This window comes from Pseudoflavitalea sp. G-6-1-2 (assembly GCF_012927185.1).
In the GTDB taxonomy this organism is placed as follows: domain Bacteria; phylum Bacteroidota; class Bacteroidia; order Chitinophagales; family Chitinophagaceae; genus Pseudobacter.
Window position 1 is genome coordinate 1,522,971 of the sequence record NZ_JABBGB010000003.1, and the last position, 25,264, is coordinate 1,548,234.

Annotated in this window: 17 protein-coding genes; 10 read left to right on the forward strand and 7 right to left on the reverse strand. The window is 45.5% G+C overall.

Annotation, left to right across the window (positions count from 1 at the left end):
• Nucleotides 1-5: 5 nt before the first annotated feature.
• From HHL16_RS23450 to HHL16_RS23480, 7 genes are all read right to left on the reverse strand, one after another.
• A complete protein-coding gene (locus HHL16_RS23450; protein WP_169427765.1) occupies nucleotides 6-3,632 on the reverse strand; it encodes a SusC/RagA family TonB-linked outer membrane protein in 3,627 nt (1,208 codons plus the stop codon).
• Between the two features lie 105 nt (nucleotides 3,633-3,737).
• Nucleotides 3,738-4,937 carry a FecR family protein gene (locus tag HHL16_RS23455; RefSeq protein WP_169427766.1) on the reverse strand — a complete coding sequence of 400 codons (1,200 nt, stop codon included), beginning with the start codon at nucleotides 4,935-4,937 and terminating at the stop codon, nucleotides 3,738-3,740.
• Between the two features lie 122 nt (nucleotides 4,938-5,059).
• Nucleotides 5,060-5,653 (reverse strand): sigma-70 family RNA polymerase sigma factor, encoded by a 594-nt coding sequence (locus tag HHL16_RS23460; RefSeq protein WP_169427767.1) that lies wholly within the window; start codon nucleotides 5,651-5,653, stop codon nucleotides 5,060-5,062.
• 135 nt (nucleotides 5,654-5,788) lie between these two features.
• Nucleotides 5,789-6,307, reverse strand: a complete 519-nt coding sequence (locus HHL16_RS23465) for a hypothetical protein (protein WP_169427768.1) — start codon at nucleotides 6,305-6,307, stop codon at nucleotides 5,789-5,791.
• Between the two features lie 119 nt (nucleotides 6,308-6,426).
• Entirely contained in the window at nucleotides 6,427-7,020 is a 594-nt protein-coding gene (locus HHL16_RS23470) for a hypothetical protein (protein ID WP_169427769.1), read from the reverse strand.
• Nucleotides 7,007-7,480: a sigma-70 family RNA polymerase sigma factor gene (locus HHL16_RS23475; RefSeq protein WP_169427770.1), complete on the reverse strand. Its 474-nt coding sequence runs from the start codon at nucleotides 7,478-7,480 to the stop codon at nucleotides 7,007-7,009. Before HHL16_RS23475 ends, HHL16_RS23470 begins: the two co-directional genes overlap by 14 nt.
• The gene (locus HHL16_RS23480; RefSeq protein ID WP_169427771.1) at nucleotides 7,480-8,325 is read right to left on the reverse strand and encodes an alpha/beta hydrolase; all 846 of its coding nucleotides are present in this window, start codon (nucleotides 8,323-8,325) and stop codon (nucleotides 7,480-7,482) included. The genes HHL16_RS23475 and HHL16_RS23480 overlap by 1 nt, the downstream gene beginning before the upstream one ends.
• Nucleotides 8,326-8,520: 195 nt before the next feature.
• On the opposite strand from HHL16_RS23480, the gene HHL16_RS23485 reads away from it, so the two are divergent.
• The 10 genes from HHL16_RS23485 to HHL16_RS23530 all read left to right on the forward strand — a co-directional run bounded on the left by HHL16_RS23485 (nucleotide 8,521) and on the right by HHL16_RS23530 (nucleotide 25,222).
• Nucleotides 8,521-9,093 carry a sigma-70 family RNA polymerase sigma factor gene (locus tag HHL16_RS23485; RefSeq protein WP_169427772.1) on the forward strand — a complete coding sequence of 191 codons (573 nt, stop codon included), beginning with the start codon at nucleotides 8,521-8,523 and terminating at the stop codon, nucleotides 9,091-9,093.
• Between the two features lie 297 nt (nucleotides 9,094-9,390).
• On the forward strand, nucleotides 9,391-10,347 hold the full coding sequence (locus HHL16_RS23490) for a FecR domain-containing protein (protein WP_169427773.1): 957 nt from the start codon (nucleotides 9,391-9,393) through the stop codon (nucleotides 10,345-10,347).
• 10 nt (nucleotides 10,348-10,357) lie between these two features.
• Nucleotides 10,358-13,738: a TonB-dependent receptor gene (locus tag HHL16_RS23495; RefSeq protein ID WP_169427774.1), complete on the forward strand. Its 3,381-nt coding sequence runs from the start codon at nucleotides 10,358-10,360 to the stop codon at nucleotides 13,736-13,738.
• A gap of 29 nt (nucleotides 13,739-13,767) precedes the next feature.
• Nucleotides 13,768-14,607: a hypothetical protein gene (locus tag HHL16_RS23500; RefSeq protein ID WP_169427775.1), complete on the forward strand. Its 840-nt coding sequence runs from the start codon at nucleotides 13,768-13,770 to the stop codon at nucleotides 14,605-14,607.
• A gap of 24 nt (nucleotides 14,608-14,631) precedes the next feature.
• Nucleotides 14,632-16,362, forward strand: coding sequence for a hypothetical protein (locus tag HHL16_RS23505; RefSeq protein WP_169427776.1), 1,731 nt, complete (start codon nucleotides 14,632-14,634; stop codon nucleotides 16,360-16,362).
• Nucleotides 16,363-16,570: 208 nt separating this feature from the next.
• Nucleotides 16,571-19,960, forward strand: coding sequence for a TonB-dependent receptor (locus HHL16_RS23510; RefSeq protein WP_169427777.1), 3,390 nt, complete (start codon nucleotides 16,571-16,573; stop codon nucleotides 19,958-19,960).
• Nucleotides 19,961-19,984: 24 nt separating this feature from the next.
• On the forward strand, nucleotides 19,985-20,830 hold the full coding sequence (locus tag HHL16_RS23515) for a DUF4397 domain-containing protein (protein ID WP_169427778.1): 846 nt from the start codon (nucleotides 19,985-19,987) through the stop codon (nucleotides 20,828-20,830).
• A gap of 23 nt (nucleotides 20,831-20,853) precedes the next feature.
• Nucleotides 20,854-22,593, forward strand: a complete 1,740-nt coding sequence (locus HHL16_RS23520; protein WP_169427779.1) for a hypothetical protein — start codon at nucleotides 20,854-20,856, stop codon at nucleotides 22,591-22,593.
• A 240-nt stretch (nucleotides 22,594-22,833) separates the two neighbouring features.
• Nucleotides 22,834-23,796, forward strand: coding sequence for a hypothetical protein (locus tag HHL16_RS23525; RefSeq protein ID WP_169427780.1), 963 nt, complete (start codon nucleotides 22,834-22,836; stop codon nucleotides 23,794-23,796).
• Nucleotides 23,797-23,887: 91 nt separating this feature from the next.
• On the forward strand, nucleotides 23,888-25,222 hold the full coding sequence (locus HHL16_RS23530) for a helix-turn-helix domain-containing protein (RefSeq protein WP_169427781.1): 1,335 nt from the start codon (nucleotides 23,888-23,890) through the stop codon (nucleotides 25,220-25,222).
• Nucleotides 25,223-25,264: the final 42 nt, after the last annotated feature.

The following is a 25,264-nucleotide window of genomic DNA, read 5'->3' on the forward strand; positions in this document are numbered from 1 at the left end:
TCAGTTTAGAAGTCCAGTTGAATACCGAGCGCAAAAGTTCTTGGTGTTACATAATCTGCATCCACAAAATCAGGATCGATGCCGAACTTGTTTGCTTTCCAGAGCATGCCCACATTTCTCACATTGGCTATGAAATTGATCCTTTCGGCAGGCAGTTTGGGGAAGTTGCGTTTGGTAAGCGCATAAGAAAAACTGATATCCTGCAAACGGATTACATCTCCTTTTGTGATCAGCACTTCTGAATTGTTGTAAATGGAAGATCCGTTGATATTGTATGTGCCGGCAGGTACATAAGTGTTTAACTCATCTCCGGGTTTTTGCCATCTTTTGAAATAATCCATATGATAAGTGCCGAGGTATTCAGCTCCTGCGGAGATCGACTTGCGGCGGAACACATGGCCGGTTTTCCAGGTAATGAGAAAGCTGAGTGAAAATTCTCTCCAGCGCAGGTCGTTGCGCAATGATCCGAAAAGGGTAGGTACAGTAACACCTGATCTTATCAAATCTTCTGAGGTGAATTTTGCCATGTATGCCCGGTAGTCTGTGAATTTTTGTCCTTTGTAATCGGCAATCATGGAACCATCGTTGGCATCCAATCCATACCAGGGGAAGCTCAGAATAAGATCTCTGCTTTCGCCATTGATAGGAATGAGGCCAGCCGTGATGAAGTCTTCAATCTTGGTGGTTGGGTTGCTCCACACATTGGTGATCTTGTTCTTCACAGTGCTTAACAGTATGGTGCTGTTCCATTCAATTGGGCCGGTGAGGTTCTTGGTATTGATTCTGATATCAAAACCTTTTGTATTCATATCGGCATAATTGATGAGCCTGCTGTTCAGGCCAGATCCACCGGTAACGATGCCGGTACTGGGAGCAAGTACATTTTCGCCGATCAGATCCACAGATTTTTTATAGTAATATTCAATGCTGCCGCTGATCCGGTTGTTCTTCAACGTAAAATCAAGTGCGGCATTGAAAGTGCTTACTCTTTCCCAGCGAAGGCTCGGATTGCCTACACCCAGCAGTTTGCTCCAGTCGAGTCCATTGGGGTTCTGCGATCTCTGCTGAATGGCAATTGTGGGATAGTGAGTGAGTGAGTTGTTCACGTTCCCTGCTATGCCATAGGTTGTTCGCAAAGTCAATGCAGGCAACCATTTGCTGTTGTAGAAGCTTTCTCTGTCGATATCCCATTTGCCACCTACCGACCAGAGCGGTGTCCAGCGCTGATTGGTTTTGATGCCGAAGAGATTCGATCCATCCCAACGTACCGAACTGCTCAGCGTATATCTGTTCAGATAAGTATAGCTGGCATTTGCATAGTAGCTAAGGAAGCGGTCAGTGAATTTAGATTGATCTGTAATTGGTCCGGGAATGAAATTGTTGCTCTTATCATTCCTGATAACATATCGTGTAAGGTAATCTGGTCTGGGGTTGCCGGTGAGGTACTCCGGATCGTAATCATAGATGTAAGTGCCTACACCACTTTCGCGAACACCTTCTCTGATTTCAGCACCTGCCAGAGCATTCACTACATGGTCTGAACCAAACTTTTCGTTGTATCCGAGTTGGGCACGCAGTGTGTTTGATTTTGACTGAAAAGCAGGATCCATCTGAAGGATATCCTTGAGTGGAATTGCTCTTGTACCGTTCGCTTGTGTATAGAGGTTTACGAGATTGCGAACATAATATCCATCCTTCATGTAATGTTTCTCTGATGAACTGTTACCTGTGATATTCTGATATTGAACACTCAGGTTGAAGCGTTTCAGGAAACTGTAGTTGACTGAAGCATTGATGCGGAGCTCTCTGCTTTTTGAGGTGATATCACGATAATCCCGTTCGGCAAGCGGATAGAAATTCCAGTCTGTCAGCTGGCCGGTTGCTACTTCTTTGTTCTTGAAATCTTGTCTGTAGTCTTTTACGATGAAGGCATTGCTGCCATCTTCATTTTTCAGTCTCATGTATGGCGAGAGCCCAATGCCATTGGTTGCTGTGAGATCGCCCATAGTGATACCGTTGTTCTCGCTGTTGATCTGCGAATAGGCCATGCCAGCCTGGATGGTAACGTTCTTCACCGGTTGCAACGTGTTGTTGAAGCTGATGTTGAAACGATTGCTCTCATTGCCTACATACAGTCCTCTTTCCTTATCATATCCTGCGGAGAGATAGTAGTTGTAGTTTGATCCTCCGCCGCTGAAGTTGATGGCGTATTGCTGCAGTGCAGTGCGTTGCATGAGGTAATCCGAAATTTCATTTCTTACATCACGCCTGGCTCTCAGTTTGGCTTCCTCGATCAGAAATTGTGCATGATCGGCACCGCTAATGGTGTCTTTTCTGAGCAGCTCTGCATATTCCGGGATAACAATCTTTGAATTGACATCGCCATAGTCGGTTCTGTTGAAGAATTTGTACTTCTCGATATCCATAATGGTAGAGCCCGGCAATCTCGACTGGCTGTAGAACAGGTCGGGTTTGTTTCCGATAGTAGTGGTGGCATTGAAAGAAACGCGGGGCTTCTGGTTGAGCTTTCCTTTTTTGGTGGTGATCACAATCACGCCGTTACCTGCTCTCGCTCCCCAGATAGAAGCTGCCGCAGCATCTTTGAGTACATCAATGCTTTCGATATCGTTCGGGTTGATAAAACTGAGGTCGATAGTAGATGGATCATTTCTGTTGGAATAGTTCCCTTCGTATGGAAAATTATCTACCACAATCAATGGGCGGCTGTTTTCGCGCAGGGTGGAAAGTCCGCGTACACGCAGGTTTTGCGGATCATTGCTTCCCGGCTTTACAAATTGAAGACCGTTGGTAATTCCTTCCAGCCTGCTGAGAATGGTATTGCCTGTAGTACGATTCAGCAATCTGTTGTCGATCCGCTCAAACGAGCCTGTGGCGCGTTCTTTGGGGATATGCTGATATCCGTTGTAATAACCTGTAACCACTACTTCTGTTTCCACTTTAGGCATCAGTTTCAGAGAAACGGATTGTGTGCCTTCTTTCAGTCGGTAGTTGAGGGTTTCGAGGCCCACGTAAGAGATCACCAGCATATCACCGGCTTTGGCGTCGATGGAGAATTGTCCGTTTGCGTCTGTCATAACGTGAACGTCTTTTCCTTTCACGCTTACAGTGGCAGCAGCCAGCGGGTTGCCGATGCTGTCAGTTACTTTACCGGTAATGGGGTCGGGGGCGATGGCCACTGTTTCTTTCTTTTCCGCAGCCGGAGTAGGAGAAACAGTTTTCTTTTTCAGGATGATCGTTTTGTCTTTGATGAAGAAATCGATCAGCTGATCTTTCAGCAATTCTTTGAGGAATGTTTCGAGTGGCATATTGCGCACATTGAAACTTACCTTCTTTGCGTTGTCGAATACGCTCAGATTGGCAAAGAGCACATAACCTGTCTGCTTTTCAACATTATTGAAAACGGTGAGCAGGGGCAGGTCTTTGCCCGACATCGAAATAGTTTGCGATCTGGTAGCCGCGCTCAGGGTGAGAGAAGCTGCCAGCATAAAGAACATCGTCAATCTCATGATTCGGAAAATTTTCATTCCGGCTTCCGCAGAACGGGGTACATTCCGGCGAATGCCGCCACCAGCCAGCGATTGGCGGTGTGATTCTTTTTTCTTACATTGCATTGTTTGGTTTTTTTAATCTGTTAACACCGGATTGAACGATCACCAGACTCCGCCGCCTTAGTGGACCAGACCAGGGCGGCTTTTTTGTGATCAGTATTTTTGTTCTTACTTCGTTACTATCAGTTTTCTTCCCTCGATCCTGAAATTCACACCTGTGCTGTCGAGTATCTGAAACAGCTCGTTCAGTGTGATATTCCTCGTAAGCTTTCCAACAAACTTTGTTTCAGGAATGCCTTTTTCATACACAGTTTCTATGTCGTACCAGCGTTCGAGCTGGCGCATCACTTCGGGGAGGGTGGCTTTTCCGAAATTGAAATAACCGTTCTTCCACGCGATGATCTTATCGGTATCCACATCGTTCACTACTGCCAGGTTATTGGTGCCCTGCTGAATGCTGGCCTGTTGGCCGGGCTTCAGAATGGCAGACCTGCTGCCTGCATCCACCGATACTTTCACAGCTCCTTCGATAAGGGTAGTGCTGATGTTGGCTTCATTTTCATAGGAGCTCACATTGAAGCTGGTTCCCAGTACTTCGATATTAGCTCTGTTGTTCACATTCACACGGAAAGGCATGTTAATATTGGGTGCTACTTCGAAATAGGCTTCGCCGCTTACTTCCACTTTTCTTTCATTGCCCGCAAATGCAGTAGGGTAGCGGATGGAGCTGGCTGCATTCAGCCAAACTCTGGAGCCATCCGGCAATTGCAATCTGAACTGGCGGCCTCTCGGTGTGCTGAGTGTGTTGTATGCCGGTTCTCCCGATTCGTTGCCCGAATAGCTCAGTGCGCCGTTTTTCAGCACTGCATTGCTGCCTTGCTGCGAAGCGATCACACCGTCGCCCACACTGTCCAGCACAATCTGCGAGCCGTCTGCCAGCGTAAGCAGTGCGCCGTTCTTGCCGGGCTGGATAGTGCGCTGCACAACAGTTTGCGGCGTTGCCGGCTGCTGCACTTTTGTGGGATTGTTGAACAAAAAGAGCGCGCCACCTGTAAGCAAAACCACTGCTGCAGCTGCCCAACCCCATTTTTTGAAACCGGACATACGCCTTACCGGCACTTCTGCAGGATGAGGTTTGTCGTTGCTTCTGAAAGCTGTTAGCACTTCCTGTGCGCCATTTGCCCAATACGCGCTTTGGAAATCAGGCAGGGCCTGCCTCTTAGCTTTTTCCGTATGAAATTTGTCAATGAACTCCGTTACTTCTCCCGACTCATCTGCACTGATCAGCTGCAATAACTCCCAGCACTCCGCCTCAGCAGCCTGCTGCTTTTCGATCTGCTCTAATAAATATTGTAGCCTGTGATTCACAAACTGATTTTAAATAGTGAAAAAGAATAATGGTTTGATGGTATCGAAAGGCATTTGGAAGATGCCTGTATTACAAACGTCTCCTGAGGAATCGAAAAGTAATCATCGGTGCTGAAAAAAAATTATTGGGCGGCTATGAAGAGGGCTATGGGGATGATAATGCCGCGTGTAGCCAGGTAGGTTTTGATGGTTTTGCCCGACCGGTAGAGAGAATTCTTCACCACCTGCACATCCATTTGCAGTAAATCCGCTATGGCAGCGGGTTTCAGGCCTTCTTCCCGGCTGAGGCGATAGATCTGCTGAGATTTGGCAGCAAGCTGGCCAATAGCTTCCTGAACAAGCCGGCTGGCCTCGGAAAATGCAATGGCATCTTCCGTTTCTTCGGTGGAAATATTTTGCTGCGCCTGTTGCATATCGGCAGCGGCCTTCTCCCGAACAATCTGCTTCTTCACCCAGGAATAGGAGCGGTTATAGGCCATCCGGAAGATCCAGTGGCGGGGCTCTTCGATGCCGGACAGCTTCTCTCTGTCCATCCACAGGTACAGAAACACTTCCTGGATAATATCTTTTACCACCAGTTCAGTGCGCACCACCTGCATTATCACGGGATATAATTCCGGGAGGTAAGAATGGTACAACTGCTCAAATGCCTGTTCATCACCTTCTGCAATGCGTGCGAACAGTGAGCGGTCAATATTTGAAGTAATGGGCTGCAATATTCAAATACGGATTAACGGGGTTAACGCCGAAATTACGCATAATTGCAGAGTATACCTTCATAATTATGTGTGCGGTACAGCCGAAATGGCTGCATAGGTCAGGCGGCAGCCTGCATCGGATAGAAGCGTCAGCTATTTCCAGTCGATGGGAATGTCCCTGAATTCAACATTGAAGGGTTCGCCCCAGCTGTGTGTGTAGTCGAATTTGAAAAGTTTGATCATTTTTACGGCAGGAAGAATACCTCCAAAAGTATAGGTGCATTTGATGGGTACTCCTGTATTTAGCTTTATGCTTGAACCATAATCCTCTGCGCCTAATGTGTAGGACTTTAATTTGTACTCATTGCCATCGAGGTCGATGATGGAGCGGATATCAGAATTGATGTACCAGTTCGCTGCGCTTGTAGTAAGTACAAAAGTGAAAGTAATAGACTGTGACTTGGAATTTCCTTCTGCTTTCAGAAGTTTGAATTCTATATTGTCTGATGTAACTGCATAAACTGGTTTGTTGATCTTCAGCGAATTTTTCAGGTATTCATTTTCCTGTTTTATTTTTTCCAGTTCAGCTTTGATCTGATTGCAATTGGCAGGAGCCTGGCCGAATGTGGAAATAGCACCACAAATCAGCATAGTGACGAATAAGGATTTCATACCAGGAGGTTTTTGTTAATGGTTCCACTAAAGATACAATTTTAGTTTTTGAAACCATCGCATACTCCCGGCCGTTTTTTTCGTGTATCCATTACCCAAATTAAGCCAGTTTTGCTGCTTCAGCACTTCAGTTGCTGCGATATATTTTCGAGTCTGCTGATCATGGATTCTATTTCTGCGGACTGCTTGCTGATAGTACGAGGGCGAATATAAAACCACACAAAGCCTATCCAGCCCAGTGTGAGTGCATAACCTGCGATAAGTGTCCACAGGTTGTTCTGTAAGAATTCGAACATGTAGAGCATGATGCCTGCCCCCAGCAATGCAAAATAAATGCTGATGCCTTTGGTATGGATGAACCGCATCCTTTGCTGGTACTTTTTCAGCGATGCAAGATACTGGCTGTTATCGCCTGCATCATCTGCCTGCTTCATCAGAATAGTGAACAGATTGGTATTTACGATCATGGCCGCTGCCAGCGCAACCACTCCCAGTACTATGCCGATGGTAGTGGTGATCATCTTAAACTCATAATGGAACAGCAACAACAGAATGAATATTGCCGTGAGCAGCAGTAACAGTGTGAGCCCTGCATTCTTCAGCAGCATGGCGCTGCGTTTCTTTTTCATGGCTGCAATGGCTTGTCCGATCTCCGGAATATCGTTGGTATCCGGTTGCTGCCAGAGCTGCTGTATATCTTCAAAACTGTTCATTTGCCTGTAGTTTTTTGAGCAATTTTTCTTTGATGCGATGCACTTTTACACGGGTGTTCCCTTCTGATAGTCCGGTGATGGATGCGATCTCCGCATGCGGCAATCCATCGAGCACCAGCGCTATGATGATCCTTTCGGGCTCATCGAGTGTGGCGATGCATTGGTACAATTGCCGGATCTTTTCTTCGCGGTCGGGCTCCGGAATATCCGGCAACTGCACGGGCAGTTCCGCAGCGGGCATGCGTTTGCTGATCTCCATACTGCGAAAGCAGGTATTGGATGCGATGCGGTAGATCCATGTGCCGATGGATGATTCCTGCCGGAATGTGTGCAGCTTCTGCCAAACGATGATGAAGGTTTCCTGCGCCAGATCCTTCGCCAGTGCTTCATCATTCACATATCCCATGCAGAGCCTGAAAATTTTAGGGTACCATTGCTGGTAGATGGCTTCAAATTGCATTACTGTAAAAATGAGGCAAGCTGTTGGAAAAACCAATCTTTATCGTCGTACATGATGAAATGAAGCCCTTTTGTTGAGTAGGCGATAGTTTTATTGCTCAGCTTCGCATACTGCTGCTGCATGATGGCATCGTTGTCTTTGAAGTTTACTTCGAGCAGTACCAGCGATGGACATTTCACCTGCGCTATCTTCTCTCTCAGATCGGTATTGGAGAACTGGCAATAGATGCGGCCCATGGTGTTTCGGTCGCTGCTAATTGTCCAGTCGATTACCGTGCGCTGGCGTGCAGTATCGGCCACCATGGTAGGAATAATCTGTTGCTGCATTTTCAGAAACTGTGCTTCCGGCATGGCCGTGAACTGGCCCACCATCGCAGTACAGTTGAGATTTTCTTTGCTGGTGAAAGCCGGATTGAACATGGCTGCCAGACAGGGAACAGCGTCTGTAACCACTACCTGTTTCACCAGTGTTGGATGATCTGCTGCAATAGACAATGCCATGCCTCCGCCAATGCTGTGTCCGATAATGATGGCCGGTGATATTTTTTGTGTGGTGATATAATCCGCTACGGCTGTCTCCCAGTCTTTCAGATTGGCTTCGCCTAAGGCAGGTGTTCCGGCAAATCCCGGAAATGTGATCACATGGCAGCTGTATTTTGAAGAGAGCTGCTGTACGGTTTCTTCCCAAACCTTTCCGGAACATCCGAAGCCGGGGAGTAAAACAATTGACTGCTTTCCTTTGCCGCTTACCTCTGCGTGCAGTTTCGGACTTTGCGCAAATACATTCAAAATAAGCAGGGTAAATGCGAGCAGCAGCAGTAAAAATTTGTATTTATTCTTTTGCATATTTAATCGTTTTAGGGTTGTTTGAAGTTTGGATACAAAAAGGAGAAAGATGTTACAGCCTGCTCCATATTTTTTTAAATATTCCTGAAACATTTATCTGTACTGCGTTTGATGTGCCAGTTGGTACTATACAGTTCCAAAAGATAATATTGCAGTAATAAATAGCTGACTACTTTAGCAGTCATTTTTTAAGGAATGCAATTCTTTTCTGACCAGGAGCTTTGGAACAGGGTAACCAATAACGACAGTGCGGCTTTTGCCATACTGTTCGGGCAATATTGGGAAGAAATGTTCAGTCTGGCATGGCGGAGAACCGGCGATGAAGATCATGCAAAAGATATTGTTCAGAATATTTTCATCCGCTGCTGGGAGTATCGCCAGGAGATCACCGTAACAGACAGTCTCGCTCCTTATCTGATGACCGCCCTCAAGTACAGCGTTATCCGTCATATTTATCAGTCTGCAAAAAAAGGATTGGCGCCGCTTCCACTCTCCGTGTACGATATTCCCGAAGAAGAAAAATCTTTTCTGCAGGACTGGGAAGAGTTTCAACACGTGCAGCAACTTATTCAGCAGGAAGTGCTGAACATGCCCAACCGGATGCAGGAAGTTTTTCGTTTGCACCGCGAGCAGCAGCTGCCTGTAAAAGCAATCGCCCTTCGTCTGTCCATCTCCGAACAAACAGTGAAGAACACGCTTCACAATGCTATTACCCGGCTTCGTACCAGATTGAAATCTGTTGATGCTACCTGGGTTCTCTTCATTTGATCTCCGTGTTTACAATTTGGTAACATTGGATGGCTAGTACGTGATTTCAAATCCTGTATTTATTGGTAAGTGCGGGCTATATCCGCATTGCGAAAGAATTTTAGTTACACAACAAACAAAAAACCATACAATCATTTTTTAAAATCTGTTTAGATCATGAGCTGGTAAGGCATGGTTAGTGCAAATAGAGCCCGCCGCGGAGGGCTTTATCTAAGGGTATCATCATGTTCATAATTTGGTAACATCATATGAATAGTACCCGCTATCAATTATGGTATGTACTTGTAAACACAGGTAATGTCCGTAATTCGAAAGCGGTTGAAGGTATTGCACCGATACCTCAAAAGCAAAGGAACAAAAGAGGAAAAGATTGTAGACAGCTGGTACAATTCAATAGACGATACACAACCCATTCCACTCTGGCAGGAAGAGGGGAAAAAAGCTGCTACGCGCAACAGCATCTATCAGTATGTATTCGACCATATAAAAGCTACAACACTACAGCAGGTACAACAAATGCCCTCCGCAGCATACCGTTGGCGGATGGCTGCTGTTGTTGCCGGTTTACTGTTGGGTGCTTACCTTCTTTATTACCTGGTTCAGCCAGGTGTTACTTATACCACCGTTTCGGTTCCACTTGGAAAAGTAAAAAAAGTTCAGCTGCCCGATAATTCCATCGTATGGCTGAAGTCTGGTTCCACACTGCGTTTCAGCTCGGAGTTCAACGATGAGTCGCGCGAAGTGGAACTGCCCGAAGGAGAGGCTTTCTTCGAAGTGCAGCGCGATGTTACTAAACCTTTCATTGTAACTACAGACAGCGTACATACTCAAGTACTCGGTACCGCTTTCCTTATACAACATTATACATCCCGGCCTGAAACACAGATCTGGGTAGAGCATGGATTGGTTGAAGTAAGCCAATCCAAAAAAGTATTGCAGCTGCTCAGCAAACATCATCGAATTCAGCTGAACAGAGAGACAGGGAACTTCACAACAGACAGTCTTCAATGGCAGCAGGCAATGGCCTGGCAGAAGGGCGTATTGCTGCTGAAATCGGCCAGCTTTGATGAACTGGCAGCTGCTTTATCAGACTTCTATGGCGTACAGCTTGTATGTACCAATCCAAATATCCGGGCATTGCATTTCGATGCCAAATTCTTCATCAATACTCCGCTGGATCAGATTCTTCCATTGATCACGGAGTTGCATCACATCAAATACAGCAAACAGAACAATCAAATTATTTTTCATTGATCTAAATTTTATGACACTCAAAACGACCATGGTGCCGGTATTTGCCAGAATTACCGGTGCCCTCCTCATCATGCTCATGATCTTGTCTCCCGACCTGCATGCACAAGGTGGAAAAGAGGCTAAACTCAGTATCAGTTTTTCTGCTTCAACATTGGATGTGGCGCTCGAAGCGCTGAAGCAGCAATGTCCGGTAAACATTGTTTACGATGCGTCTAAACTCAATCTTAAAAAGTATACGATCAGTGCAAAAGAATTCAGCAATGTTCCGCTCAAACAGGTGCTGGATCATCTTTTACAAAACACCGGACTCGTTTTCAATGAACGCGGCAATGGTATCGTAATTTCAAAATCAGAAGAGCGGGCAGCTCCTGCTCCGGTACCCGCTTCTCAGGCAATCACCCATCTGAAAGGCAGGGTAGTGGACTTCGAAACTTCACAACCATTAGGAGGTGCAACAGTCCGGATTGAAGAGCTGAACAAATCCGTTACAGCAACTGAAGATGGTTTCTATGAAATCAAAAACATCCCTTCGGGAAAATACGCCCTCACTGTAAGTTATGCAGGCTATCAGGTGAATAAGCTGCCCGGCATTCGCATCAGTGGCGAAGTCTTCAACTTCGATATCAAAATGCAGGTAGGCAATGCGCTTACTACAGTGGTGGTAAGTTCTGCAGGCAGAAAAGTGAAAGCCGTAACACACAGTACGGAAAAGCAACTGGTGGCCGAGATCAAAGCTGCTACCGGTGTGGTTTCTGGCGTATCGAACGAATTCATCAATAAAACAGCCGACCGAAATGCGGCAGATGTAGTGAAAAGAATTTCAGGTGTTACCGTGGTAGATGATCGCTTCATTGTTATCAGAGGAATGAACGAAAGATACAACCTCACTTACCTCAACGGCAACGTTGCTCCAAGTACCGAGCTGTATGGAAAAGCATTTGCATTCGATCTGCTGCCTGCGAGTATCATCGATAAGATCATGATCCATAAATCTCCGGTGGCTGATCTCGTAAGCGATTATGGTGGCGCTGCAGTAAAAGTGTACACCAAAAATACTATGCCGGTTAAACACCTCGATATCGGATTGCAGTTTGGGCATCGTCCCGGATCTACGCTCTCCAATGTAAACGGCTACAATGGTGGTAAATGGGATTTCCTCGGCTTTGACGACGGAACCCGCAAGGAGCCCGGATTTTCCAAAGACGCTACTTTGCCGAACTCCGGAAAAGACGGCAAAACGCAGGCTGAACTGCTGAAATCTTTTTCTCCCACATTGGACTACGGCACAAAACGAAGCCTGCCCGACATGCAGGTATTTCTGAATTACTACGATACATGGAAAACCGGAGAGAAGGGAAGACTCTTCAACCTCACTTCTGTAACCTACTCGCACGAAACAAAGAACCCAACTGTTTATTTGCAAACGGGAAATACGTACGGGTATGGTGCAGATACAAACGGATACAATTACGGTAGCCTCAATCGTTTCAGAGTAAGCCAGCAAACCCACGAAACAGGAAAAATAAACCTGCTGGAAAACCTCACCTGGAAATGGAATGAGTACAACAGGCTCATGTTGCGTAACTTTTTTGTGAATGATGGAAAAACGTCTACCTCTGTAGTCGACAGCCGGCTCAACGCTACAGCAACTACGGATACCTTCAGCAGACTGCGCAGAGGCCGCGATATCATGCTCAGCTTTCAGCAACGAACGCTCTACTCTGCAAACCTTGGTGGTTTGCATCAGTTCAGAGGCAGCAAGGAAGCTGAACTGGAATGGAATCTTGGCTATACTATCAATCAGCAAAAGATACCCGATCAGCGCATCTCGCATTTCAACAGTTTCGAAGGCGGAGCTTTTTACTCAACAGGTTCTAACCTTGGTACAGTTGAAACCCAGCTGCCGGGCATGATCTCAAGACAGTTCATTACCAACAAAGAACAGGTGTACAATGCGTCGGTCGATTTCACTTATCATGTGAACAAACAACTGACTGCAAAACTGGGTACCTACCAGATGTACAAAGTGAGAGAAGTGAACAGAAGACTCTTCCGCGTAAACCGTGGTGGTCTTACTCCTGAAGATGACGGCCCTCCAGGCGATTCTCCCAACGATCCGGGATATGAAGATGGATATGGATTATCCGATCGCAATAAAACATGGTTCACGCCTGCACAATTGGGTTCAATCTGGAGCCCGCATTACTTCGCAGATGATAATACCGGTCTTAAAATATATGATATTACAAAGGCCAACGACAGCTACAAGGCCAGTGAGCAAAACAATGCTGCTTACGTGATGGGTGAATGGAAAGCGCTGAACGAACGCATCACCCTCAATGCCGGACTTCGTGTGGAATATGATCTTCAGCTCGCTGCCAGCGTGATTGATTTGTCTGGCCGTGGTAAACTGGCTTATGCCAATCATCCGCTTACCTCCTGGCTGCCTTCAGTAAACCTGAGTTACCGTCCCTTCAACTCCATTGTTGTTAGAACTGGATATGGTAAAACAGTGAACAGGCCTGAATTCAGAGAGATCTCCCGATATGTGGAATACGATTTCCCCAACAATGAAATCATTTTTGGTGATGAGTCGATTATTTCCGCAACGCTCGACAATTACGATTTCCGCGCAGAGTGGTATCCTAAAAGTTTGCAGCAGAATGAAATGATTACAGGTGGTGTTTTCTATAAACGCATTAAGAATCCTATCGAGAAATTCCGCAGAGAATTGTCCACCCCTGATGCAGGCACTTTCACCCGTATCACTTTCGGCAACTCCGTTGAAGCAGAAGTATTTGGTGTAGAAGCAGAGATCAGAAAGAACCTGGGCTTCCTGAGTGCCCGTTATCTGAAGAATTTCTCCGTAGTGCTCAATGGCGCATGGATTGAAAGTAAAACAACCCAGATTGTGCATAATGGTTACCTGAAAGATACTGTTAAAGGCAGACCACTGCAGGGGCAATCCCCTTATGTACTCAATGGTGGGCTCTTCTATGAAAAAATCGGATGGGGTACTAAGATCGGTGTGATCTACAATGTGAGCGGACCGCGCATCTATGCTAAAGCATCGTTCAATTCAGCATCAGACGTATTTCAAAAGAACGAACGCAGCAATATAAGACCAGATCTGCTGCAGCTTCCTACGCACCTGCTCGATCTGGCCATTACTCAAAGGATAGTGAAATCGTTGCAGGCAAAATTCACCATCCAGAATTTATTGAACGAAAGCAACAGGATTGTGGAGGACCAGAATTTCGATCAGAAATACCAGAAAGAATACCCGATGAAACTTTCAGAGAATGGCCCCACTTTTTACCGTGGCGACAATATCTACAACAAGTTCAATCCCGGTATGTACTACCTGCTTCAACTGACCTATTCATTCTGATTCTGCCACCAACAAACGAAAAACATTGTATGATAACGCTGAATAAAACCTGCCTGATACTAGCCACAGTACTGGCATTGGCAGGATGCAATAAAAATGTAGACCCGCGTGATGAAAGCATCGATCCTGTTACAACAGGCCTCGCATACGTGAATGCGTCTGAAGACATCACCAGACAGATAAAAGACGATGCCGGAGCCAAAAGCATTGTTTTGCTGGATAATACCGACACAACTTTTGGGCGTGTACCAGATATCCGTAAGCCGCTTTTTCCAATCTTCACTCAATATTCTCCGTTGCAATATCCTTCGCAGACGGGAAACATCAGGCTGGAGCAGCCCTGGCTTCGGTACGATGCAGTTAGTGCGGGCAATCATCAGCTTATTCTGATGGATACTGCGCATAACCCTGTACTGAAACAGCAAATCAGTCTGGAATCAAAAAACAAAGCCACTATTTATTATTCGGATGTGCTGGGTAAATATTCCTCTCTTGTATTGAAAGATACACTCGATAACAAACCCGGTTATGCAGGTATCCGGTTTGTGAATTTTTGTGGAGACGCAGACATTTCTTTTACCATCAATAAAGAAAAGAAGGCGGGATTTCCGGCTTCGATGAAACACGGGCAATATTCATCACTGGTGCAATTGCCTTCCACCGGCTCCGATACTTTCAGAATCAGGTTATACAGAACCGATGATCCTGAAAACATCATTGCCAGAGCAACATTGTATACAGAACCTGGCCATGGATATACCGTATTGATTACCGGTTACACGCAGGAGCAGAGCTATAAGGCGCCTTATGGCAATAGCTGGGTAACTATTCCTGCTTATCCAAGAATTAAGCTGTACAAAAATTATTGATCTAACAAACAAAGAGATTAAAATATGAAACAGATAAACAGGCGTTGGTTGCCATTGATTTTCTGTCTGCCTATTCTGCTTACAGTTGCACAGGGTTGTAAAAAAGTAACCGAGCATGCGGATTACATCGAAAATCAACCATGGCTGGCCAGGGTAATTACCATGAATGGGATGTACAACCTTTATGAATACCAGTATCGCAACAGATTTCTTACTGGCGATACAGCCATACTGGTAGGCAGATTTTTTCTCGAAGATCCCACCAGCAGTATCCAGATAGGCAATGTAAAAGCAGTAGTGCATGAGAGCCGGAAACTGTTCACCAATACTCAGAACGATCGTACCGGCATAAACGACTCTGCGGATGTTGTGAAGTTTGTGATCACCAAAGAAATGGGAACAGGCAGCGGCATTACCCTGGCCGTGAAAGCCAAAGGCGTTACCGTTTTCGGAGAGCCGCTCACCATTACGGCACTCAAACTGAGTGATAAACGAACAGATTCCACATTGATGGTAGAACATATGCTCAACTGGCTCCCTGAAAATGTGGAAGAATACAAGCAAAATAATGCATCATTCGTGCATAGCAGCAGTATCAGCGATGCAGGTGAACTGTATTTCGATAATCCATTCGGCATATTCAGAATTCCGGATAATAAGGTATTGCCTGTAATAAAACATGATCAGCAACTCAACGATCAGCAATCCACTTTTACCATCGACTGGATTATCAGCAGCGTTATTTCTACTGACGGCAAAACGCTGACGTTCTCTGCTATTGTGAAAGAGCCGATCCCTGGTTCGGATACCCTTGTGATTACGCGCCTGTGTCAGATGAAAACTGCAGATCAGACACTGAAAACCCTGAATCGAACAGTGATGTTCAGAGGGCGTTCAAGCTATTCGGAACCTATCGGTCCGCTCAGTGGAAAAGTTGATCAGCTGAATCTTTCAGCCATGTACCTGCAAACCGATATCAATGGCAATATCTGGATGGTGAATGGCTTTATGCCGAGAAATGCAGACGTTCCGCATACTCCCGTCAGATTTTATGATGATATAAAAGCAGGGGATGATCCCAGCTTTGGCGGAATTTTTACCTATTGCAAACTTACACCCGATGGTAACTTAACTGCTTTGCTCAAACATTACTGTGTTCCAGCTCCGACTACTACTCCATATAGTATCCCGCTCCCTGCCATTTCCACTTCCTATGGTCCTGGTTTTATGCTGAGCAGAGATGGCCGTTATATGTATGGATTCGGATATTCTGTAACCACATGGAACATGGATCTGCTGAAGTATGATGTGCAGGAGAATGAGATAACAGGTAAGATAAGTGCATATACAAACAATATCGCTTTTATATCTTATGATGATGATCCGGCTACCAGAATGCCCACCAATAGTGCATTCTGGCTTCAGGGAAGCGCGTGGAGTTACTGGTGCCCTTATCAGCTTCTGCCCAACAACGATATGTTGTTTACAGATATGGCTTCCATCTATGCATATGATTTCGATAATATGAGCTCATACTGTTTCGCCGGTACTGAAAATCAAAATACTGAAGTTCAGAATCAAAAAATAGGAAAGGCGAAGTATGTAAACTTTGATGGATTCGGGTCCTTTAAATTTCTTGGTGCCGATAAAAACAGTGTTGTATACTACTGCATGGGCGGAACCAATCTTGGCAGCCAATTCATGGATTATGTAAATGGCGCTAAGTTCTACAAAATTATTTCCCGTAAAAGTTAGTGTGTGATCCTATAAATCAATTGCATGCAGAACCCGCTACTGAGCGGGTTTTGCTTTTTTATACCTGTTCTGTTCGCTCTTTACAATTTGGTAATATGTTATTAATAGTACCCACTCTTAATTGCGGTATGTAATGGTAAGTACTCACCCATACCTACCACCCTAGGTCTGCAAGTATGATCACCAAATTATTACCGATTTAAAATTTATGACACTCAAACAGACTCAGGAACCGGTTCCGTTTTTTTCCAAACTCGCCGGCGCCCTTATCATTGTGTTTATGCTGTTGGCTCCAGGCCTTCGCGCACAGGGTGGGAAAGAGGCAAAGCTCAGCATCAGCTTCACCGCATCCACCCTCGATTTTGCACTGGATCAGCTGAAAGAAAATTGCCCCGTGAATATCGTATACGATGCATCAAAGCTCGATCTGAAGAAGTATTCCGTGGCTGCAAAAACATTCAGCAATGCGCCGCTGAAGCAGGTGCTGGAATTTTTGTTACAAAAAACCGGATTGACTTTCAAAGAGCTCGGCAGCGGCATCATCGTATTCAAACCGGAAGAGCGCACAACGCCTCCGGCGCACGAAGCAGGCGCTCAAACGAATGCCATTCTGAAAGGAAGAGTGGTGGACTTTGAAACTTCTCAACCACTCGGCGGAGCCACCATTCGCGTGATGGAAGCTGCGAAAACAGTTACATCTAATGAAGATGGGTATTACGAAATCGGAAATATCCCTTCAGGAAAGTACACACTGATTATCACTTACGCGGGCTATCAGGAAAACAAATTTCCTGGTGTTCGCCTGAGTGGTGGCCTGTTCACGTTCGACGTGAAGATGCAGGTGGGCAATGCTTTGAGCACTGTGGTGGTAAGTTCTCTGGGAAGAAAAGTAAAATCAGTGACGCACAGCACGGACAAACAACTGGTGGCCGAGATCAGGGCTGCCACAGGCGTTGTATCTGGCGTGTCCAACGAATTCATTAATAAAACTGCAGACCGCAATGCGGCGGATGTGGTGAAAAGAATAGCCGGTGTTACGGTAGTGGACGATCGCTTTATTGTGGTACGTGGTATGAACGAAAGATACAATCTTACCTACCTTAACGGCAACGTGGCGCCTTCCACCGAACTCTACGGAAAAGCATTTGCATTCGATCTGCTGCCTTCGAGCGTGATCGATAAAATTCTCGTGTATAAATCTCCTGTTGCAGATCTGGTAGCTGATTATGGTGGCGCCGCCGTGAAAGTATTTACGAAAAATACTGCACCGGTAAAACATCTGGATATTGGTTTGCAGCTGGGGCATCGCCCCGGTTCTACACTCAGCACCATCAACAGCTATAATGGCGGCAAATATGATTTCCTCGGATTCGACGATGGAACCCGCAAAGAGCCTGGCTTTTCGCAGGATCAAACATTGCCCGGCGCCGGAAAAGATCGCTTATCGCAGGCAGAAATGCTGAAGTCTTTTTCTTCCACACTGCATCTCGGTACAAAGCGAAGCTTACCCGATATGCAGGTAAACATCAATTATTACGATACCTGGAAAACAGGAGAGAAGGGAAGACTCTTCAATATCACTTCTGTTACCTACTCGCACGAAACAAAGAATCCAACTATCTCCATGCAAACAGGCAACACGTATGCTTATCAACTGGATCCTGTGTATGGCAATTATGGAGGACTCAACCGTTTCAGAGTTAGCCGGCAATCATCTGAGAACAGCAAAATAAATGTGCTGGAAAACCTCACCTGGAAATGGAATGAGTACAACCGCCTTATGCTTCGCAACTTCTTCGTTAATGATGGCAGAGTTCTTACTTCTATTGTAGATGCAAGCCCCAATGCCGTTCATCGTTTAGACAGTTCAGGGCAGTACAAAAGAACAAAAGACTATATGCTGAGCTTTCAGCAAAGAACTTTGTATTCTGTGAACTTAGGCGGAGCACATCAGTTCAGAAAGAACAAATCATCGGAATTTGAATGGAACCTGGGTTATACTTTCAATCAGCAAAAAGTTCCCGATCAACGGATACTGCATTTTCAGAGCTATAATTTCGGGCCTTATTATTCAGTGGGATCCAATACCGGCCTGATGGAAAACCAGTTCTATGGCATGATATCGAGGCTCTTTACCACCAACAGAGAACAAGTGTACAATGCGTCCATCGATTACACCATGCATCTCACCAAACAGTGGATGGTAAAGGCAGGAACTTATCAGATGTACAAACTCCGCGAAGTGAACAGAAGATTCTTTCGTATAAACCGGGGAGGATTGATGCCTGGTGATCACGGTGGTGCAAATGGTGCAGCCAATGAACCCGCTTACAATGATGGATACGGTTTGTCTGACAGAAGAAAAACATGGTTCACGCCAAACCAACTGAACAATCTGTGGTCGGAATATTATTTCCCTGAAAACAATTCCGGCCTGAAAATATACGACGAAACTTCTCCCAGCGACAGCTATAAAGCCAGTGAGCAGAACAATTCGGCTTATCTGATGGGAGAATGGAAAACCACCAATGAGCAATTCACGGTGAATGCGGGGCTGCGTGTGGAATATGATCGTCAGAAAGCAGCCAGCGGCGTGCAGCAGGATGATCGCCTGAAGCTTTCATACGCCAACCATCCACTCACATCCTGGTTGCCTTCACTGAATATCAGTTACCGGCCATTCAGTACAATTGTTGCAAGAGCAGGGTATGGCCGTACTGTGAACAGACCGGAGTTCAGAGAGATCTCCAGCTTCAATGATTTCGATTTTTCCAATAATGAAAGAATAAATGGTGATCCTTCTGTTGTTACTTCAACTCTGGATAACTACGATTTCCGTGCCGAATGGTATCCGAAAAGTTTACAGCAGAACGAAATGCTCACTGCCGGTGTGTTTTACAAGCGCATTAAAGATCCCATCGAAAGATTCCGCAGAGAGCAGACCAGTCCCGATTTGGCCAATTTTACCAATATCACTTACGGCAACACTTTCAGAGCCGAAGTGTATGGTGTAGAAGCGGAGATCAGAAAAAATCTCGGATTCATCAGCAAACGCTATCTGAAAAATATTACGCTTGTTCTCAATGGAGCATGGGTTGAAAGCAAAACAACGCAGATCATAAAGAACGGATTCAGGAGAGATACCCTTCCGGGAAGACCATTGCAGGGGCAGTCGCCCTACGTACTCAACGGCGGATTGTTCTATGAGAATATCGGCTGGGGTACCAAAGTTGGTGTTATCTATAATGTGAATGGCCCACGCATCTATGCCAAAGCGCCATACAATCCCAAAAGCACTATTCAGGATCCCAGGGAACAACAACTCAGCAGACCAGACCTCGTTCAATTGCCAATGCACCTGCTCGATGTGGCTATCACTCAGCGACTGGTAAAGTCGCTGCAAGCTAAGTTCACCGTGCAGAACATACTCGATCAGAGCAGCCAGATCATCGAAGACCATAATTACGATCAACGATATGATAAGGAATATCCGATAACAAATCCGACAACCAAAGAGGTTTACTATGGAGGTGATAATTACTACAGCAAATTCAAACCCGGACTGTATTTTCTGCTGCAGTTCACCTATGCATTCTGATATTCCCAACTGAAAATAAATATTATGATACTGATAAAAAGATCCCTCTTCATATGTGCTGCAGTATTCGCAGTTGCAGCCTGCAAAAAGGATGTGTCGCCACTTCCGGATGAACCGCAATCTCCGGGAGGTGAACTTAGCTACGTGAATGCATCTGAAGACCTCATCAGGCAGATCAGAAGCAGTAGTAATATAGCCTTTACCAGCTTTGTGCTGGTAGACAGCAAAGACACTACTTATGGCAGAAAAATACGGACAGTACTAAATGTATTTCCTTTTTTTAACCAGGAATACCAGTTGCAGTTCCCTACCGATTTAGCCAATCACAAACTGGATGTGCCCTGGATGAGATACGCGCCATACACGGTTGGTGAACATGAGATTACACTGATGGATACAGCGCATCATCCTATCCTCACCAGGAAAGTAACTACAGCCACTAACTCACCTGCCACTGTTTATTTTTCCGATGCACTAGGCAGCTACAATGCACTGGTATTGAAAGATACGCTGGTATCCCAACCCGGAAAAGTAGGACTGCGGATTGTGAATATGTGTCCCGATGCCGACCTGACATTTACGATCAACGATATGAAGGTAAATTCATTTCCTGCAATGATGAAATACGGAGAATATTCTTCGCTGGTGCATATCAACAGTGCAGCTGCAGACACGTTCAAGATAAAAGTGTATCGGGCGGATGATCCTGAAAATATTATTGCGAGAAATACATTGATCACCGGAACCGGCCATGGATATACAGTGCTGATCACCGGGTATGCGCAGGATCAGCTGTACAAAGCGCCTTACCTCGATCAGTGGGTAACGGTAAATGCCAATCCGCGGATAAAATTCTTCACCAATTATTGATCAAACAAATAGTGTCAGCATATATGAAACAATATACAATTGCAGCAAGGCTGCTGGCTTGCATCCTGCCATTGGCAACCATCGTAATGCACGGGTGCAGTAAGGTAGACGCGCATGCTGATTATATCGAATCCCAGCCATTTCTGTCAAAAACGGCGCAGATGGCCGGCACATACAACATGCTTCAGTACGACTATCGTACAAAATATCTTACAGGAGATACAGCGATGCTGGTAGGAAAACTCTTCCCGGAAGATCCGGAAACATACATACAGGTAGGTGATGCCAAAGCTGTAATCATCGACCGGAAAAAGGTTTTTATTCATTCGGCCAATGAGCGTTCCGGAGTAGGGGATTCGCTTGATGCAGTTCGGTTTGTGATTACCAAAGAAATGGGAACAGGTACCGATATCCTACTGATGGTAAGAGCGAAGAGCCGTTCAATTTATGGTGCTCCACTTACTATTAATGCACTTTATCAGGGAGGGAAAAAAACTGATCCTGATCTGGTGGCTGAATTGATGGCTACCTGGTTGCCAGAAAACGTTGAAGATTACAAGCCGCAAAATATTGGTTTCACCAATAACAGCAGTGTTACAGATGAAGGAGAAATTTGGTTCGATAATCCATTTGGTGTTTTCAAAGTTGGAGCGCAGGTAACGCCTGTGATAAAAAAAGGGCAGGTGATCACAGATCAGAACAACTCGGTTTTTTCTGTAGACTATATCATCAGCAGTGTGATCTCTACTGATGGCAAAACACTTACATTCTCCTCACTTGTAAATGAAGCAGTCCCCGGTGCAGACTCGTTGTATATTTCCCGTCTTTGCCAGCTGGATATTGCTGCCAACTCTTTCAAAACCCTTAACCGGACTGAAACGTACAAGGGGATAGGAACTTATGAGGAAGCGCCGGGGCCATTCAGCGGACCTGCGGCAAACCTGAAGATCGCGGCTGTCTGCCTGCAAACCGATGTAAAAGGAAACATCTGGTTCACCAATGCTTACATGCCGCGTTATCCGGATCTTTTTGGATCTTATAACACCATTGAGACTTTCTATGCAAAAATTGTCAAAGGGGATTTTCTTGAACAGGGAGGCGTATTTGTTGTTTCCAAACTTACGCCGGATGGAAATGTTCAGGGTGTAATGTGCTATCGCAACAGGTCTATCGATCTGTTCACACCATATACTATTTCGTTGCCTGTATTGAAAAGCACTGCCGGACCGAATTTTACATTGAGCAGAGATGGCCAATGGATATATGGATCACTGGAGCCTGCAGGTGGTTTTGATTTCGACCTCAATCAATACAGTGTAGCAGAAAAGGATTTTACTGCAAGAATCAGAAACAATCAACCCAATTTTACTTTTGTTTCATATGACGATAATCCTGCTACAAAACTACCTTCCAACAATTCATTCTCATTTATGAGTACAGATTATCCATACTGGCGCAAGTTTCTTGTAATGCCTAATGGGGATATGCTAATAGGAAGACAAACCAGTATTTATTCTTACGATTTCAAGAATATGACTGCCTATTGTTTCGCAGGTATTGAAAACGAAAACCGGGATATTCCCATTCAGGCAACAGGTAAAGCCAGCCTGGTTAATTTCGACGTAATTCAAAAACTCTGCCTGATTGGTGTTGACAGAAATGGTAGCGTTTATTATTCGATCGGAGGTGTAACCGGTGGGGCATATAAAGCAGATTTTGATAACGGTGTAAAATTCTATAAACTGGTTTCTAAAAAGAAATAGTAAGAAGATATTCCGGATAAACTTATTCATACCCAACAAAGCCTGCTGTAACAGCGGGCTTTGTGTTTAACCATTCATCTGCCGGAATCTGCGCGCACAGCTCATATTATGTATTTTCAAATGCATGCAACACGCTGAAACCGGCAATCAGCCTCAATGATATGGCAATATAAAGGAGTAAGTCCGCAGCGGATTACCGCACAATGTTGTAATTTACTGCCTCCCCAACCTTGTCAACCTATGAGTAAGCTATATCTGTTTGTTCTGCTGATCATTGTCTGTGCCTTCACAGGCAGTCCACGCAATCAAAACACCCATACAGATCCCGGCAAACCGGCAGCTTTCAAATGGGCAGGAGCCTGGCAGCCATGTCGCAAAAGCGCCGGTGATGGCATCACCAAACTAGATACGAAGATCGGCCAGTTCATCACCCTGCCAAAAGAAGGCATGGCAAATGTGATCTTCAATGTAAAGAACAAGTTTCCCGGCGCACGTGCATGGGCCACATGGGCCGTGGGCGATCTCAGTAAAGCAACACCCGCTTATGCAGGCATACCGGACATTACACACGAAGCGTATCTGCATTATATGGATAAACTCGGTGTGCAGATCTATCTAGAAATATTCCCCTTCAAAGCAAACGCAAAAAAGAACATCGTTGCAACCGATATCACTGCCACCATCGATACATGGCTCGGCAAATTCAAACATCATCGCTGCGTAGTGGGCATGAGTATTGAGCTTGAGTATTTCGGAAAGGCTACAGATTCTGCAGTGGCTGTATGGGATGCGAAAATCAAATCGCATAAAAGATCATACCGCCTTGCATTGCGTCATTACAATCCAGACCATATGCCGCCAACCTATCGTGGAAGGGGCGATCTCATTTTCATCAGCGATGCATCTGAAGGGAATATCGAAGAACTGAACAAAGGTTTTGCTGCATGGGCCAATCGTTTTTCACCCACTGCTGTTGCCTTTCAGTTGGGTTATCCTGCCGATGAAGATGGCATGAATGGCAGTGCGGATCTGGGCTGGTGGAAACTTACTGATCCGGTGAAAGACTGGGGGCAATCGATTCTCCCGCTCATTAAAAATCCTAAGCAGGAACTGGGCTATATCTGGGTTACGGCTCAATCGGGCAAAACTTACAATGGAGAATGGGATCTCACCAGAGGAGCAAAACTCCCGCCGGTGAAATAACATTTCGCATAATCATTCATGAAACATTGACTTATCGCAATGCCATCTGAAAGGGCAGGAGCCTATCTTTGCGGCTTCCTAACCTGAACCCATGTTGCTTTATCTGTCCCTTTCCGGTGCCCTGTTATCCTTGCTGTTATTGTATTTCAATGCAAGGGAATTTCGGAGCAGCATCTATCTCGGCATATTCTTTTTGCTGGTGAGCTTTTATTCGTTCCATCATTACATATTCATTTATGCAAGGGATCCGTTCTGGATTGCCGTGCTGTATGTGAATACCACCAGTGTTTTCTATCTCACCGGGGCCATGGGCTACTTCTATGTTCGAAGCATTCTTACAGATAACAGCAGGCTGCGTTGGAGAGATGCATGGCATTTTCTGCCGGCCATCCTTCACTTTGCAGCAGCGATGGCATACGTCGTAAAACCATGGAGTTACAAAATGGAGATCGGTGAAACAATTGCCGGCAACCTGGGTTTTATGGCGCATCATAAAGTGAATTATTTCTCACAGCTGATCGGCAGTACGCGTCCGGTTTATCTCAGCAGACCCTTGCTGGCACTGGGTTATACAGTGGCGTGTATTGTGATGTTTGTGAGATACAGGAAAAAGCAGCGGGCCAGATCCGGCAATACATCCACTCCGCAACAACTGATAATGATGCGATGGTTGAAAGTATTTTTCGGATTTCAGGTAATGCTGTTTTTTAGTTTCGCATCGTTGATACTGATCCGCTGGCCGGTAAATCCGGTTTTGCAATTCCTCAATTTTAATGATATGGAATTTATTGTGGGAACGTCACTGGTTGGATTGCTGATCACCCCATTTCTGTTTCCTCAGATCTTATACGGATTGCCCATTCTCAGTAATCATATCACTTTACCATACCGGGACGAAGATCATGAACTAACACCTGCGCACATTGAGTTGGAAGTAGCAGTTGTTCAAACTATGCCCGCAGCAACCGTATTGCAAACGATGATTGCTCCGGTAGAAACCATGCAGGAAGAAGTGGAAGAAGAACCTGAGGAGGCTGACAGCAAATCATCAGGCATACAGCTCGAAGAAGAATACCTCGCCACGCTCGGCATCAGAATACAGGAACATATGGAGCAGCAAAAGCCATGGCTCACTCCAGGTTTTAATTTGCTGAAACTGGCGCAGCAGATCAGTGTGCCCGCGCATCATCTTGGCTATTACTTCAGAGAAGTGAAACAGCAAACGTTCAACGATTACCGGAATGCATGGCGTGTGCAACATGCGGTAACCATGATTGAAAACGGAATGGCTGATGAGCTCACACTCGAAGCAATCGGCATACAATCAGGGTTCAGTTCCAGATCGGCCTTCTTCAAAACATTCAGAAAGGTAACGGGGCATACACCGGGAAATCTGCTGGAGAAGAAATCATTGTCGCCTGAATAATCCGTTGTTTTCTTAGTTCAGGTATTCATTGTTACTTTGCCA